Consider the following 14,521-nt stretch of genomic DNA (forward strand, 5'->3'; position numbering starts at 1 on the left):
ACGCCATGCGCGCCGTTGGATTGCACCGTTACCTGCCCATCGATCACCCCGAGAGCCTGCTCGACCTGGAGATCCCGGAGCCGACGCCCGGGCCGCACGACCTGCGCGTGCGGGTGCGCGCGGTGGCGGTGAACCCGGTCGACGTGAAGGTCCGCGCGCCGAAGCCAAAGGTCGAGGACCCGCCGCGCGTCCTCGGCTGGGACGCCGCCGGCGTCGTCGAGGCGGTCGGCGCGGAGGTGAGCGCGTTCCGGCCAGGCGACCAGGTCTACTACGCGGGGAGCATCGCGCGGTCGGGCAGCAACGCCGAGGTGCACCTCGTCGACGAGCGCATCGCGGCGCGGATGCCGCAGTCGCTCGGGTTCGCCGACGCGGCGGCGCTGCCCCTCACCGCGCTGACGGCGTGGGAAGGGCTCTTCGAGCGCCTCGGCGTCGATCGCGACGGGCGCGACGCCGGGCGCACGGTGCTCGTCATCGGCGGCGCCGGCGGCGTGGGCTCGATGGTGGTGCAGCTCGCCAAGGTCGCCGGGCTGCGCGTCGTGGCCACCGCGTCGCGCAAAGAGAGCCAGGCGTGGGCCCGCGCGCTCGGCGCGGACCTCGTCGTCGACCACCGCGCGCCGCTCCGCCCGCAGCTCGAGGCCGCAGGGCTGCGGCACGTGGAGCTGATCTTCAACACGCAGAGCACCGACGCGTGGTGGGACACGATGGTGGACGTCGTGGCGCCGCTCGGTCGCATCGTGGGGATCGTGGAGACGAAGGGGCCGATCGATCTCGGGAGGCTGATGTCGAAGAGCGCGAGCTTCGCGTGGGAGCTGATGTTCACGCGGTCCCTCCACGGGACCCCGGACATGGACGCGCAGCGGGAGATCCTCACGCGCGTGGCGGCGTGGGTGGACGAGGGGCGGCTCCGCACGACGCGCGGCCAGCACCTCGGCCAGATCAACGCGGCGAACCTGCGCGCCGCGCACGCGCACATCGAGTCGGGGCAGGCGATCGGAAAGCTGGTGCTGGAGGGGTGGGGCTGACCGCGACGGCCGCCGCGCCTTGCGCGAGGGCCGACGGCCCGCGACGGCCGCCGCGCCTCCGCCGGGTCAGGCAGGCGCGTCCGCGCCCGGGTGACCCGCGCCGCCACGCGGCCGCGCGCTCGGCCAAGGCGGTGCGCTCGGGCGCCGCTGCTACGCTGCAGCGACATGGCCGAGCCCACGTGGAAGAAGCTCGTCGACCAGCTCAAGAACGAAGGCTACAGGAGCCCATACCTCGACCGCCTGCGGCAGCGCCTGCCCGCCTCGGGCCCCTCGGACATCGCCGGCGAGATCCTCCGGGAGATGGCCTCGGCGCTCGGGAGGTCCGAGGACAAGGTCAACGTCGCGCTGCTGGAGCTCGAGCTGCAAGGCAAGGCGCTCGACGCGCTCGCCTGGCGCCAAGGCGCGGACCCGGGGGAGCGAGCGGCGAGGGTAGCGGCCTTCAACCGGCAGCGCGAGGCGGCGACCCAGGCGCTCTGGGAGCTGCGCGTACACCGGGAGGCGCTCGGGTTCCGGCGGAACGAGGACCTGGCCCAGCTGTATCCGATCCCGCCGAAGCGCACGTAGCCGCCCTTCACGCGGCGGCGCGCGGACGCCGCAAGTCACGCGAAGAATGAGCGGATGGCGGTCGCCACGCGGTCGATCTCCTCGCCCGTGAGCTCGGGGAAGATCGGGAGCGCGAGCGTCTCGCGCGCGGCGGCCTCCGCGACAGGGAGAGCGCCGGCCGGCGGGCCGAGCGGCGCGAAGCAGGGCTGGAGGTGGAGCGGCGCCGGGTAGTAGACCTCGGTGCCGATGCCCTGCTCGGCGAGGAAGCTCCGCAGCGGATCGCGCAGGGACGCGTCGTCCAGGCGGATGACGTACTGGTTGAACGTGTGCCCGGCGGCGGCGGCGTCAGGCAACGAGATGGGCAAGCCCGCCCCGCCGAGGAGCGCCGCGTACCGCTCGGCGTGCCGGCGGCGCCGCTCGAGGAGCGCGCCGAGCCGAGGGAGCTTGCGCCGGAGGAGCGCCGCCTGGAGGGCGTCGAGGCGGAAATTGCCGCCGACCAGCGTGTGGTGGTGCTTCCTGCGAGCGCCCTGCGCGCGCAGCGACCGGACGCGCTCGGCGAGGTCGTCGCGCTCGGTGGTCACGAGCCCGCCATCGCCGAAGCCGCCGAGGTTCTTGGTCGGGAAGAACGAGAAGCAACCGAGCTCGCCGAGCGCGCCCGCGCGGCGGCCGGCGCGCTCGGCGCCGAAGGCCTGGGCCGCGTCCTCGATGACCGGCACGCCGCGGGGCGCGATGGCCAGGAGCTCGTCCATCGGGGCACAGTCGCCGAAGAGGTGGACGGCGAGGATCGCCCGGGTGCGCGCGGTCACGGCGCGCTCCGCCGACGCAGGGTCCAGGTTGAAGGAGCCCGGGAGCACGTCCGCGAAGACCGGCGTCGCGCCGGTTCGATGGACGGCGCCGGCGGTCGCGAAGAACGTGTACGCGGGGCACACGACCTCGTCGCCGGGGCCGATACCGAGCGCCATCAGCGCCACGAGCAGGGCGTCCGTGCCGGAGGAGACGCCGAGCGCGTGCCGGACGCCGAGGTACGCAGCGCACTCCGACTCGAAGGCCTCGACCTGCGGACCGAGGATGTAGTGGCCGCTCTGGACGACCTCCTCGAACACCGCGGCGAGCTCGCCTTGCATCGCGAGATCGCCGCGGGTGCGGTCGAAGAAAGGAATGGGGGGCGGCGTCATCGCGCGGCGTCCTCGTCCTCCGGCGTGTGCACGTCGCGGTAATGACGCGCGGCCGCGGCGCGGGGCGCCGGGAGCGGCGCGTCCTCGTCGAGGTCGAGGCAGCGGACGACGTCGCCGCGGCGCTCGTAACGGTAGCCGCTCTCAGGGCAGCGCATCAGGCCGTCGCGCGAGGCGACGAGCTTGTGGCCGTGGCGGCTCATCCAGCCGGCGCGCCGGGCAGGGACGCCGGTGACGAGCGCGTAGTCGGGGACGTCGCGGGTGACCACGGCGCCGGCGCCGATGAACGCGTGGCGGCCGATCGTGACGCCGCAGACGACCGTGGCGTTCGCGCCGACCGTGGCGCCGCGGCGGAGGATCGTCCGGTCGAGGAACGCGCGACGGTCGATCGCGGCGCGCGGGTTGACGACGTTCGTGAGCACGGCGGAAGGGCCGAGGAACACGTCGTCCTCGATGACGGTGCCGTCGTAGACGGAGACGTTGTTCTGGACGCGGACGCCATCGCCGAGGACGGCGCTGCCCGCGACGAAGACGTTCTGCCCGAGCACACACCCGCGGCCGATCCTCGCGCCCGCAGCGACGTGGCAGAAGTGCCAGATCCGCGTCCCCTCGCCGATCGTGCACGGCTGGTCGATGCACGCGGTGGCGTGGGCGAAGAACGGCTGATCGAGCGGGCTCATCGCGCCCCTTCCGCGGACGGCGCGGGGCGCGCGCCGATGGGCTCCGGCGCGGCCGGCTGCGCGGGCTCCGGCGGGGCCGGCTGCGCGGGCTCCGGCGCAGCCAGCCGCGCGCCGCCGGCCGGGGGCGCGGCCCAGAGCCCCCAGGAGCCGCGCGTCGCGAGCGGCGTGCCCGCGAGGTCCGTCACGGCAGGGCGGACGCGCGCGATGAGGTGGGTCGCGCCCACCTCGGCGGCGCGGCGCGCGAGGGACGCGCGATCGTCGAAGCTCGAGCGGACGGGGGGATCGCGGGGGTCGATCGAGCGATCCGGGTGCACGCGCCCGGGGCGGCCGAGGGCGGCGAGCGCCGCGAGGTAGCCGTAGTCGACGACCTCGAGGAGGAGGGACGCGTCGGGAGGGGAGAGCTCGGCCGCGACGCGGCCGATGGCGACCTCGTCGCTCCGCGGGTTGAAGTGCTCGCGGCGCAGGCGGGGGCGATAGTAGAGGCCGATGAGGAGCACCCCCAGCGCCGCGCCGACGAGCGCCCGCCGCGCCCCGGGCGAGGCGCCGCGGAAGGCGCGCACGGAGAGATCGCCCACGGCGAGCGCGACCAGGAGCAGCGCGAGCAGGGTCGCGCGCTCGGGGTGGTGCGTGGGAGCGCCGTCGCGCACGAGGGCGAGCGAGAGCGCGGCGATCTGGAAGACGGCGACGGCGCCGGGCAGCACGTACGGGCGCGCCGCGCGCAGGAGCGGCGGGAGCGGGCGGGCCGCGGGCGCGGCGCCGGCGCGGCGGCGGACGCGCCAGGCGATCACGGCCAGGGCGACGGGAGCCAGGAACAGCTCCGGCTCCTCGCGCACCATCGCGGCGGGGTACGCGAAGAGCCGCGCGAGCGTGCCGTCTTCCCGCGGGCCGAGGGCGCTCCGGTAGGCGGCGACCCGGGCCAGGAAGTGCAGCGCTTCCCCGTGGGCGACGCGGTTCCACGCGATCCACGCGAGGGGGCCGGCGAGGGCGACGAGCGCGGCCGCCGCGAGCTTCACCTGCGCGGCGCGGCCCTGACCGAGGCGGGCCGCCGCGAGCAGCGCCATCGCCGCGAAGGCGGCGGCGACGGGCCAGGGCTCGTACCGGGAGAGCGCCGCGAGCGCGAGCGCGAACGCGCCGAGCAGGGCGCGCCCGGCCGGCGGCGCAGGGCCGGCCGGCGGCGTAGGGCCGGCCGGCGGTGTGACGAGCGACGCCAGCGCGAACAGGGAGAGCGCCGCCGTCGGCAGCTCGGGGACGGTCGCGACGCCGAGGCACGCGCTCCAGGGGAAGACGCTGGCGAGCACCGCGCCGGAGAGCGCGGCGCGGCGGTCGCCCGTGATCCAGCGGGCGGCGACGTAGATGAGCGCAGCCGAGAGGAGGCCGAGCGCGAAGGCGACGGCGCGGGCGACGTCGAGCGTCGGCGCGAACACGCGGAAGAGCGCGCCGTAGATCCAGAACGGGACAGGGAGCCAGCTCGTGCCCGTCGGGTCGAGCCGGGGCGCGTTGGCCCACTCCTGCGCGAGGACCACGCGCGCGAAGTCGTCGTCGCTCACCGCGCGGAAGCCGAGGGCGAGCGCGAGCGCGGAGACGGCTGCCTTGGCGAGCACGACGAGGGCAAGGTCGCGCGCGAAGGGGGCGGCGGAGGCCGACGCCCGATCCGCAGGCAACCCCGCGCCCTGCGCCCCGCCCGCCGCCCTGCTCGGCACGGGAGCGGGCCGTCCCACGCGGGCCTACTTCTCCTGGGACTTCTCGAACTCGCGCAGCTCCCGGTCACCCGCGGACGAGAGGTAAGCGAGCGACACGCTGGTCGCCATGAAGACGGCGGCGCAGATGGCCGTGAGGCGGGTCATGAAGTTGCCCGCGCCGCGGCCGCCGAACACCTGGGCCGTGGCGCCTCCCATGGCCGACCCCATCCCACCCCCGCGGCCCTGCTGGAGGAGCACGACGAGGATCAGGAACAGGCAGACGAACACGTGCACGATGTTGAGGAACGTGTGAAGCATCGGCGTCTTTCGGGTGGGCGAACCTGCCGGCGCGAGGGCCCGGGGGCAATCAGAGCGAGCAGAGCGAGCGGAGCAAACGGAGCGATGGCGGCAACCAGGGCACGCTGAGCGAGAGGGCGGGCCGGCGCTCCCGTCGCGAGACGGGACCGGCCCGCGATCTACCCCTGTTCCGCGCGCTCCGCCAGTCGGTGCGCGGCGTCGACGATCTTGGCGAACCCGGCGGCGTCGAGGGACGCACCGCCGACGAGCGCGCCGTCGATGTCGTCCTGGGCGAGCAGCCCCTCGGCGTTGTCAGCCTTGACGCTGCCGCCGTAGAGGATGCGCGTGACGCCGGCGAGGTCGTCCGAGGCCTTCGCGAGCAGGCCGCGGATGAACGCGTGGACCTCCTGGGCGTCCTCGGCGCGCGCGACCTTGCCCGTCCCGATCGCCCAGACGGGCTCGTACGCGATGACGCCGAAGCCGGGCTGCTTCGCGAGCTCGTCGAGGAAGGCGCGGACCTGACGCTCGACCACGGCGAGCGTCTCGCCCGCCTCGCGCTGCTCGAGCGTCTCGCCGACGCAGACGATGGGGCGCAGCTCGGCGGCGATCGCCGACGCGACCTTGCGGGCCACGGACTCGTCGGTCTCGGCGAACAGCTGCCGCCGCTCGCTGTGGCCGAGGATCACCCAGGTCGCGCCCGCGTCCTTGAGCATGCCCGCGGAGATCTCGCCGGTGAACGCCCCGGAGGCCTCGGCGCTCATGTTCTGGGCGGCGATGCCGACCTCGCTCTTCGCCTCCGCGAGCTCGTGGGCGACGGCCGCGATCGCCGTGAACGGCGGCGCGACCACCACCTCGGCCCGGGTGAGCTCGCGGGTCGCCTTGGCGACGGCCGCGGCCAGCGGGCAGGCGTCCTGCCCGCCGGCGTTCAGCTTCCAGTTGCCGGCGATGAGCGGACGACGCGAGGCCGCCCGGGGGGCGACGCCCGTGTCGCCGGGCGTGCCCCCGTCGTTCACGGGCTTCACTCGCTCACCTCGGCGGACCGGAGCGCCTCGACGCCCGGCAGCTTCTTGCCCTCGATGAGCTCGAGCGAAGCGCCGCCGCCGGTCGAGATGTGGTTGAAGCCGCGGGCGATGTCCTCGCCGGCCACCTTGACCGCCGCCGCGCTGTCGCCGCCGCCGACCACCGTGAAGCCGGGGGCGTTGCTCATGATCCGCGCGACGTCGAACGTGCCCTTGGAGAAGGCCGGCGTCTCGAAGAGGCCCATGGGGCCGTTCCAGAACACCGTCTTCGCCTTCTCGATCGCCGCGCCGAAGAGCTCGACCGAGCGGGGGCCGATGTCGAGCGCCATCGTGCCCTCGGGGATCGCGTCGGCCGACGCGGGCGTGCCCTGCGTCGCGTCGATGCCGGAGGCGACGACCACGTCGACGGGCAGGAGGAGCTGGATGCCCCGATCGCGCGCCTTGCTCATGATCGTGCGCGCGAGCGGGAGCTTGTCCTCCTCGATGCGGCTCTTCTGCACGTTCTTGCCCTGCGCGGCGAGGAAGGTGTTCGCCATCGCGCCGCCGATGCACAGGGTGTCGACCACGTTGAGGAGCGCCTCGACGACGTCGATCTTGTCGGAGACCTTGGCGCCGCCGAGGACGGCGACGTACGGCTTCTCCGGGCGATCGATGAGCCGGCTCAGCGCCTTCAGCTCCTTCAGCAGGAGCAGGCCGGCGGCGCGCTCGCGCACGAGGCGCGGCAGCGCGTGCACCGACGCGTGGGCGCGGTGCACGGCGCCGAAGGCGTCGTCGACGTAGACGTCGCAGAGCTCGGCGAGCTGGCGCGCGAAGCCCTCGTCGTCCTTCTCCTCCTCCTCGTGGAAGCGGAGGTTCTCCAGGAGACAGATCTGGCCCGCCCGGAGGTCGTAGATGACCTTCTTGGGCGAGTCGCCGACGCAGTCGTCCGGCAGGTGGACCTCGTAGCCGGTGAGCTCACTGAGCCGCCCCCCGCACGGCTCGAGCGAGAGCCCCTCGGTCTTGCCCGGCTTCGGGCGGCCGAGGTGCGAGGCGAGGATGACCTTCGCGCCCGCCTCCACGGCGAGCTTGATCGTCGGGATCGCCTCGCGGATGCGCGAGTCGTCCGTGATCTTGCCCGTCTTCTTGTCGAGCGGGACGTTGAAGTCGACGCGGATGAAGACGCGCTTGCCGCTCAGGCCGGCGGCGTCGCCGGCCGCGGCGAGGTCCTCGATGGAGCGGATTCCGGTGAGCTTCACGGCGCTACACGCCCTTCTTCGCCACGAGCTGAGCGAGGTCGATCATGCGGTTCGAGAAGCCCCACTCGTTGTCGTACCACGAGAAGATCTTCGCGAAGCGATCGCCGAGGATCGACGTCATCGTCGCGTCGAACGTGCTGGACGCGGGCGAGCCGATGAAGTCGCCCGAGACGAGCTCCCGGTCCGTGTAGTTGAGGATGTCCTTCATCGGGCCGGAGTCGGCGGCCTGCTTCATCGCGGCGTGGATGCTGTCCTTGGTGATCGGCTTCTCGGTCTCGAGGGTGAGGTCCACGAGCGAGACGTCGACGGTCGGGACGCGGATCGCGAGGCCGTCGAACTTGCCCTTGAGCTCCGGGATCACCTCGGAGAGCGCCTTGGCGGCGCCGGTGCTCGAGGGGATCATGTTCACGGCGGCGGCGCGGGCGCGGCGAAGGTCGCCCTTGCGGTGCGGGATGTCGAGCAGGTGCTGGTCGTTCGTGTACGAGTGGACCGTCGTCATCAGGCCGCGGACGATGCCGAAGTTGTCGAGCATCACCTTCGCGACCGGGGCGAGGCAGTTCGTCGTGCAGGAGCCGCACGAGATCACCGTGTGCTTCGCCGGATCGTAGAGGTTGTCGTTGACGCCCATGACGACCGTGAGGTCGTGGCCCTTGGCGGGCGCGCTGATGATCACGCGCTTCGCGCCGGCGTTCAGGTGGCCCGCGGCCTTCGCCTTGTCCGTGAAGATGCCCGTGCACTCGAGGACGATGTCGACGCCGAGGTTCTTCCACGGCAGCTCGGCCGGGTCCTTCAGCGCGAGGACCTCGATCTTCTGGTCGCCGATGCTGATGTGCTTGTCGCCGTAACCGACCTTCGCCGCCTTGAACTCGCGGTGGATCGAGTCGTACTGGAAGAGGTGGGCGAGGGTCTTCGGATCCGTCAGGTCGTTGATGGCGACCAGCTCGACGTCCTTCACCCCGCGCTCGACGAGCGCGCGGACAATGCAGCGTCCGATGCGCCCAAAACCGTTAATTGCGATCTTCGTCGCCATCACGAACTCCTGGGAAAGTGGCCGGGCGCGATACGTAGTCACCTCGCGCGCGACGGTCAAGCAAAGCTCTCAGGGGCGGAGCGCTGGCGATCTAGCGCGCGCCGCCGCGCCGCCGCGCCGCCGCGCCGCCGCGCTGTGCGCCGCGGTAGCGGCGCCTCGGTCGGCTGGTCGGGGGAGCGTGCGGGCAGGGAGGTGTTCGGTCGGGGAGGTGTTCGGTCGGGGAGGTGTTCGGTCGGGGAGGCGTTCGGTCGAGCGTGGCCCGCGTCGCCGCGCCGGCCTCGGCGCGGGGCGGCGCCCGGCTCAGACGGCGCCGACGAGCTGGAGGAGCTTCTCGCGGTTCGCGAGGCCGACTTGCGACCCCGTCTTCTGCCCGCCATTGAACGCGAGCACCGTCGGAACGCTCCGAATCCCGTACTTCTTTGTCGTCTCCGGAGACTCGTCGATGTCGAGCTTGCCGACCTTCACCTTGCCCTGAAAGTCGTCCGCGATCTTGTCGACGATCGGCGCGAGCGCCTTGCAGGGCCCGCACCAGGTGGCCGAGAAATCCAGGAGCACGGGGATGGGGGACTTGAGGACCTCGGACTCGAAATTCTGGTCCGTGATGGTGACGACGTTCGGGCTGCTCGCCATGGGTTGTCTCCGGTGCCGCGCTGTTCTTCAGGTTCGGGGCTGCGCCGTGGCGCGAGCGACGCAACCCCACAAGTGACCGAGGCTGCTTCAGCCAGTCGGCCCGAGGCAGAGCGAACGCCCTGTCGGGAGAGGAAATTAACTGGCGCGCACGCCTCCGGCAAGCGAGCGGGTGCGCGCGCCCGCGGAGGCTTCCGCTCCGGTGGTCGTTTTGGTAGATCGCCCGACCCGGATGTCGTCGGACGAGACCACCCCGAAGCGCCCGAGGGTGCGCGGCGCGCCCGCGACGGTCCCGCCGGCGGCGGCCGAGGTGACGGCCGCCTACAGCGCCGAGGAGACCTGGCGGCAGACGCGCAGAGCGCTCGTCGCGCCGCTCGAGCGCACCTTCACGCTCGCCGCGCTCCGCGACGCCTGCGCGCGGCTGGCCGAGCTCGCCGCGCGGCAGCGCCTGAGGATCCTCGAGGAGCCGCTGTTCGGCCTGAAGGGCGATCCCAGCGAGGATCCGCCGCACCTCTGGGGCTACGAGGCCGTGCTGCCGATCCACGGGGCGGCCAGGCCGGAGGGCGAGATGAGCGTCGCGCGCATCGAGGGCGGGCTGCACCTCGCCGCGGTGACGCCGCGCGGCCTCGGCGATCTCAGGGACCTGTACCGCTACATGTTCGGCAAGCTCCTGCCGGCCAAGAAGCAGCAGCTGCTGCGGCCGTACATTCTCCACCGGGTGCAGCGGCCCGCGGGCAGCCGGGAATGCGAGCCCGACGAGGCGGTCGCGGTCGCCGTCTACGTCCCGGCGGTGCTCTCGATCAAGCCGGTGCCGTTGCCGGCGAACGAAGCGGAGGCCTGAGCGCAGGCGGACGACCGCGGACGCGGCGCGCGCCGCACGGCAGGGAGGCCGCGCGACGCCGCGCGACGCGGACCACGCCCGTGTTACGAGCGCCTGCGCGCGCGGCGCCGACCCAGGATGGCCCCCCGAACCCTCGTCATCACGCCGACCTACAACGAGCGGGACAACCTCGCCGAGTTCGTGAGCTCCGTCCTCGCGGCGGCGCCGGAGGCGCACGTGCTCGTGGTCGACGATGCGTCGCCGGACGGGACCGGCGCCGTCGGCGACGCGCTCGCCGCCCGCGACGGGCGCGTCCACGTGCTCCACCGCCCGGCCAAGCTGGGGCTCGGCACGGCCTACCTGGAGGGCTTCCAGCGCGCGCTGGACGGCGGCTACGACGTCGCCTTCGAGATGGACGCGGACCTCTCGCACGACCCCGGCCACCTGCCGGCGTTCCTCGACGCGATCGCCCGGGGCGCCGACGTGGTCCTCGGCTCGCGCAACATGCCGGGCGGGGGCGTGGAGGGCTGGGGCCTCGGGCGGCACGTGCTCTCGAAGGGCGGCTCGCTCTACGCGCGGACCATCCTGGGCGTCGGCGTCCGCGACCTCACGACCGGGTACAAGGCGTTCACGCGGCGCGCCCTCCTCTCGCTCGATCTCGGCAGCGTCCGATCGAACGGCTACGCGTTCCAGATCGAGACGACCTACCGGGCGCTCCGCAAGGGGCTGCGCGTGGTCGAGGTGCCGATCGTGTTCGTCGATCGGCGCGCCGGCCACTCGAAGATGAGCCGGAGGATCTTCGCCGAGGCGATCGTCGAGGTCTTCCGCCTGCGGCTCGACGCCGCGCTCGGGCGCATCTGAGCGGCGCGCCCCGCCGCGGCGCCGCGGCGCGCGGGCCGGCCGCTCAGCGCTTCGCGGCGCGGGGCGGCCCGGAGGTCGACCGAGACTGCTCGTCGGCCGCCGCGTCGTCGAGCTCCGCGTCGAGATCGAGATCGAGATCGCTGTCGCGGAAGCGCGCGCGCCCGTCGACCTCCTGATCCTCGATGCGCACGCGCCCGGCCGCGCCCTCGGCGCGCTGGCCGGCGTCGCCCGCGTCGTCCACCGGCGCGCGCCCCCGGACGACGCGGATCGCGCGGAGCAGCGCGAGCTCGGCCGCGCGGCCCGCGCTGCGCACGCCGCGCGCGGCGTTCTCGCGCAGCACCCGGCCGAACACGAGCGACAGCAGCGTCAGCACCGTCGGGACGATCACCCCGAGCGCGAGGCCGACGGCGATTCGGGCGACGGTGAGGCCGAACAGCGCGGCCACGAGCGGCAGGCCATCGAGGCCGCGGACGGGCCTCACGCGGTAGCCGTGCTTGCGCGCGCGCCGCTCTTCCTTGCGCTCCCGCTTGCGCGCACGCCGCTCTTCCTTGCGCGCGCGCCGCTCTTCCTTGTGCCCGGCCGGGTCGCCGGCGGGCTCGCCGGCGCGCGATCGCTCGGGGGGCGCCCCGCCGCCGCCGAGGCCTTCCAGGAGCGGCGCGATGCGCGCGGCGCGGCGGTCCGGATCGGGCTCCAGCATCGCCGAGAGCGCCTTGACCAGCCGCGGATCCGCGCGGCCGCCGAGCGCCGCGGGCACGTCGATCGCGAGCCCCCGGTGCGGCAGGTTCTCGGGCTCCTCGCCGGTCAGCAGGCAGATCGCGGTCGCCCCGACCGCGTAGACGTCCGACGCGGCCAGCGCGCGGCCCTGGAACTGCTCCGGCGCCATGTACCCGAACGTGCCGACCACGGTGCTCCCGCCCTCGGGGCGCAGGCGGTCGCGGACCGCGCCGAAGTCGACGAACGCGAAGGAGCCGTCCGGCCGCCGGATCACGTTGTTCGGCTTGATGTCGCGGTGGATGACCGGCGGCGCGCGGCCGTGCAGGTAGTCGAGCACGCCCGAGGCGTCCCTCAGGAAACGCACGACCTCGTCCCGGCCGAGCACCACGCGGCGGCGGCGCATCGCGCCCAGGCTCTCGCCATCGATCTTTTCCATCACGAGGAAGAGCGCTCCGTCCTCCTCGAAATGATCGAGGTAGGCGGGCAGGCTCGGATGCGAGAGCGAGGAGAGCACCCGCGCCTCGCGCTCGGCGAGCTCCACGCCCTTCCAGCTCGAGGCGCCGCGGATCTGGAACCGCTTGATCGCGACCAGCTTGCCGAGCCGCTTGTCGACCGCCTCCAGCGTGTGCCCCTGAGCCCCTTCGCCCAGGGCCCGCGTGATCACGTAGCGCCCGTCGCGCAACGCCTGACCCGGCTCGGAGCTCATCGCGGAGCGAGGGTACACCGCCCAGGCAGCGACACCAGCGCGAAGCCGCTGGAGCACGCCCGCGTACGCTTGTCCGAGCGCGCGCTCCCACGCCGACCGAGCGCCGACCGGACGCTGACCGAGCGCTGGCCGTGGAGCGCTCTGCTAGAGTCGCAGGCGATGTCCCTGGTCCTCGTCCTCCTCGCGGCGTTCGCGGTCATGTACCTCCTGTCGGGGCTGCGGCAGATCAACCAGTGGGAGGCCGCGCTGCGCTTCACGCTCGGCAAGCTGACCGGCCGCGTCTCCCCCGGCGTGACGCTGTTCCTCCCGGGGCTGCAGGAGCTCCGGCGCATCGACACGCGGATGAAGAACCGCGATCTGCTGCAGCAGATGGTGATCACCCGCGACAACGTGACCACGATGATCGACGCGGTCGTCTACTACCGCGTCGTCGATCCGGAGAAGGCCACGCTGGCCGTGGAGAACTACGAGACGGCGATGAAGGATCGCGCGAAGGTCGTGCTGCGCGACGTGGTGGGCGAGACGCGGCTCGACGAGCTGCTCGCGCACCGCGAGGAGGTCGCCGCCAAGGTGGGCGCGCAGGTCGAGGCGGCGGCGGCGTCGTGGGGCCTGCACGTGGAGATGATCGGGCTCCAGGACATCGCGCTGCCGCCGCAGATGCAGGAGGTGCTCGCGAAGGGGGCCATCGCCGAGCGCGATCGGCGCTACGTGGTCATCAAGAGCGAGGCCGACGTGGAGAGCGCGAAGAACTTCGCCGAGGCGGCGAGCATCCTCGCGCGGTCGCCCGGGGCGATGGAGCTCCGGCGCTTCGAGGCGCTCGCGAACCTGAGCCAGGGCAACACGAAGGTGATCTTCGACCTCGCGAAGCCCTACGATGACGTGCGGCACGCGGCGGCGGCGATGGCGGAGGCGACCGCCGCCGAGGCGAAGCCCGTGCGCGTCCAGGAGGGGCGCCGCGCGGTCGACGCCGAGGCGCAGCGCGAGGCCGAGGCGGCCCTGGAGGCGGACGCCGCGCTCGAGATGGAGCGGACCGCGCGGCGCGGGCGCATGGGCGGGGCGTGATCCCGGCGCTGGCCGCGCTGAAGGCGGCGGCCGTGGCGCTGCTCGAGGCGCGCGGCGAGCGCGGCCTCTCCGCGCTGGTCGGCGGCGCCGGGCTCGAGCTCACCGGGCCGCCCGAGCGGTGGACCCTGGGGTCGCGCGCGGTGAGCGCGTCGCGCCTCGCGCTGACCGTCGACGCGCCGGCGTTCGCGGCGCTCACGGCGGACGCGGCCCGCCTCGCGGCGGTGAGGGAGGCCTTCGCGAGCGCGGTCCGCACGCCGGAGACGGAGCTCGCCGACCTGGCGGTGCTGCTGCGCCTGCCGGGCGCCGGGCGCGGGTGGAACCAGGTGTACCGGGAGGCCGCGCCGCCGGCCGCGCCGGAGCGGCCGCACCCCGACGCGGTCCTCGGCGGCGCGGCGGCGCTGCTCGAGGCCTCGGGCGACGCGCAGGGCGCGGCGATGCTCCGGCGCGCGCGGCTCGAGGCGGCGGAGGTGCCGAGCAGCGGCGGGTCGGCGCTGGTCCGCTGCGTGGTGCGGCTCGACCCGGCGGATCTCGCCGCGCTGGGCTGCGACGGCGAGCGCGCGGATCGGCTCCGGCGCGCCGTGCGCAGCGCCGGGACGCGCGCCGCCGAGGCGGTGGCGTCCGTGGAGCTCGCCGCGGCGCTCCGCCCGCTCGGCGCGGCGCCGGCGCCACGCGGCGCTGCCGATGCGCCGGAGGTGCGGCTCACGCGGGCGCTCGAGGCGCGCGGCGCCGTCGTGGTGCCCATCTCCCGCGAGGAGGGAGGCCCAGACGGCGGGGGCGTGGAGCTCGCCGTCGTGGCCTCGGGAGAGCTCCTGCACATCCGGATCGCGGCAGGCCCGGCGCGCGGGGGCGGCGAGCGCGGCTTCGGGGTCGAGGAGATCCGCGCGATGACGGTCGCCGCCCAGGACCTGGCGACGCCGGAGCGGGCCGGAGAGCTCGCGGCGCTGCTCTGCGGGGGCGGCCTCCCGTGACGAGCGCGCCCGGGCGCCGGGCCGCGAGCGTGGCGCCGCCCGCTTGATCTTGTCCTGCCGCCACGCGACCCCGTCCCGCAGCGCCT

The 14,521-nt window shown here is 74.2% G+C and carries 15 protein-coding genes; 6 read left to right on the plus strand and 9 right to left on the minus strand.

The window, feature by feature from the left end; all coding sequences use genetic code 11:
- The first annotated feature begins 5 nt into the window (after positions 1–5).
- Both WMF43_RS41250 and WMF43_RS41255 read left to right on the plus strand, forming a co-directional pair.
- The gene (locus WMF43_RS41250) at positions 6–1,022 is read left to right on the plus strand and encodes a zinc-binding alcohol dehydrogenase family protein (RefSeq protein ID WP_437673379.1); all 1,017 of its coding nucleotides are present in this window, start codon (positions 6–8) and stop codon (positions 1,020–1,022) included.
- 165 nt (positions 1,023–1,187) lie between these two features.
- Positions 1,188–1,586, plus strand: a complete 399-nt coding sequence (locus WMF43_RS41255) for a hypothetical protein (protein ID WP_437673380.1) — start codon at positions 1,188–1,190, stop codon at positions 1,584–1,586.
- A gap of 35 nt (positions 1,587–1,621) precedes the next feature.
- Here WMF43_RS41255 and WMF43_RS41260 read toward each other — a convergent pair whose 3' ends face one another.
- The 8 genes from WMF43_RS41260 to trxA form a co-directional block, all read right to left on the minus strand.
- Positions 1,622–2,740, minus strand: coding sequence for a DegT/DnrJ/EryC1/StrS family aminotransferase (locus tag WMF43_RS41260; protein ID WP_437673381.1), 1,119 nt, complete (start codon positions 2,738–2,740; stop codon positions 1,622–1,624).
- Positions 2,737–3,417 carry an acyltransferase gene (locus WMF43_RS41265; RefSeq protein ID WP_437673382.1) on the minus strand — a complete coding sequence of 227 codons (681 nt, stop codon included), beginning with the start codon at positions 3,415–3,417 and terminating at the stop codon, positions 2,737–2,739. Before WMF43_RS41265 ends, WMF43_RS41260 begins: the two co-directional genes overlap by 4 nt.
- Positions 3,414–5,135: a hypothetical protein gene (locus tag WMF43_RS41270; protein WP_437673383.1), complete on the minus strand. Its 1,722-nt coding sequence runs from the start codon at positions 5,133–5,135 to the stop codon at positions 3,414–3,416. The genes WMF43_RS41265 and WMF43_RS41270 overlap by 4 nt, the downstream gene beginning before the upstream one ends.
- Positions 5,136–5,141: 6 nt before the next feature.
- Positions 5,142–5,414: a preprotein translocase subunit SecG gene (secG, locus tag WMF43_RS41275; protein ID WP_104985237.1), complete on the minus strand. Its 273-nt coding sequence runs from the start codon at positions 5,412–5,414 to the stop codon at positions 5,142–5,144.
- Positions 5,415–5,572: 158 nt separating this feature from the next.
- Positions 5,573–6,406: a triose-phosphate isomerase gene (gene tpiA, locus WMF43_RS41280; protein WP_437684194.1), complete on the minus strand. Its 834-nt coding sequence runs from the start codon at positions 6,404–6,406 to the stop codon at positions 5,573–5,575.
- Between the two features lie 5 nt (positions 6,407–6,411).
- Positions 6,412–7,647: a phosphoglycerate kinase gene (locus WMF43_RS41285; RefSeq protein WP_437673384.1), complete on the minus strand. Its 1,236-nt coding sequence runs from the start codon at positions 7,645–7,647 to the stop codon at positions 6,412–6,414.
- Positions 7,648–7,651: 4 nt separating this feature from the next.
- On the minus strand, positions 7,652–8,677 hold the full coding sequence (gene gap, locus WMF43_RS41290; RefSeq protein ID WP_437673385.1) for a type I glyceraldehyde-3-phosphate dehydrogenase: 1,026 nt from the start codon (positions 8,675–8,677) through the stop codon (positions 7,652–7,654).
- A gap of 300 nt (positions 8,678–8,977) precedes the next feature.
- Entirely contained in the window at positions 8,978–9,307 is a 330-nt protein-coding gene (gene trxA / locus WMF43_RS41295; RefSeq protein ID WP_437673386.1) for a thioredoxin, read from the minus strand.
- Between the two features lie 199 nt (positions 9,308–9,506).
- Between trxA and WMF43_RS41300 the strand changes: the two genes are divergently transcribed.
- Positions 9,507–10,145 (plus strand): hypothetical protein, encoded by a 639-nt coding sequence (locus WMF43_RS41300; protein WP_437673387.1) that lies wholly within the window; start codon positions 9,507–9,509, stop codon positions 10,143–10,145.
- Positions 10,146–10,262: 117 nt separating this feature from the next.
- Entirely contained in the window at positions 10,263–10,985 is a 723-nt protein-coding gene (locus WMF43_RS41305) for a polyprenol monophosphomannose synthase (RefSeq protein ID WP_437673388.1), read from the plus strand.
- A gap of 43 nt (positions 10,986–11,028) precedes the next feature.
- On the opposite strand, the gene WMF43_RS41310 is transcribed toward WMF43_RS41305, so the two are convergent.
- The gene (locus WMF43_RS41310) at positions 11,029–12,405 is read right to left on the minus strand and encodes a serine/threonine protein kinase (RefSeq protein ID WP_437673389.1); all 1,377 of its coding nucleotides are present in this window, start codon (positions 12,403–12,405) and stop codon (positions 11,029–11,031) included.
- A 159-nt stretch (positions 12,406–12,564) separates the two neighbouring features.
- On the opposite strand from WMF43_RS41310, the gene WMF43_RS41315 reads away from it, so the two are divergent.
- Both WMF43_RS41315 and WMF43_RS41320 read left to right on the plus strand, forming a co-directional pair.
- Positions 12,565–13,467, plus strand: coding sequence for an SPFH domain-containing protein (locus tag WMF43_RS41315; RefSeq protein ID WP_437673390.1), 903 nt, complete (start codon positions 12,565–12,567; stop codon positions 13,465–13,467).
- Positions 13,464–14,435 carry a hypothetical protein gene (locus WMF43_RS41320; RefSeq protein WP_437673391.1) on the plus strand — a complete coding sequence of 324 codons (972 nt, stop codon included), beginning with the start codon at positions 13,464–13,466 and terminating at the stop codon, positions 14,433–14,435. Before WMF43_RS41315 ends, WMF43_RS41320 begins: the two co-directional genes overlap by 4 nt.
- Positions 14,436–14,521 lie beyond the last annotated feature (86 nt).

Origin of the sequence: Sorangium sp. So ce131 (genome assembly GCF_051519095.1) — a bacterium.
Taxonomy (GTDB): Bacteria; Myxococcota_A; Polyangia; order Polyangiales; family Polyangiaceae; genus Sorangium.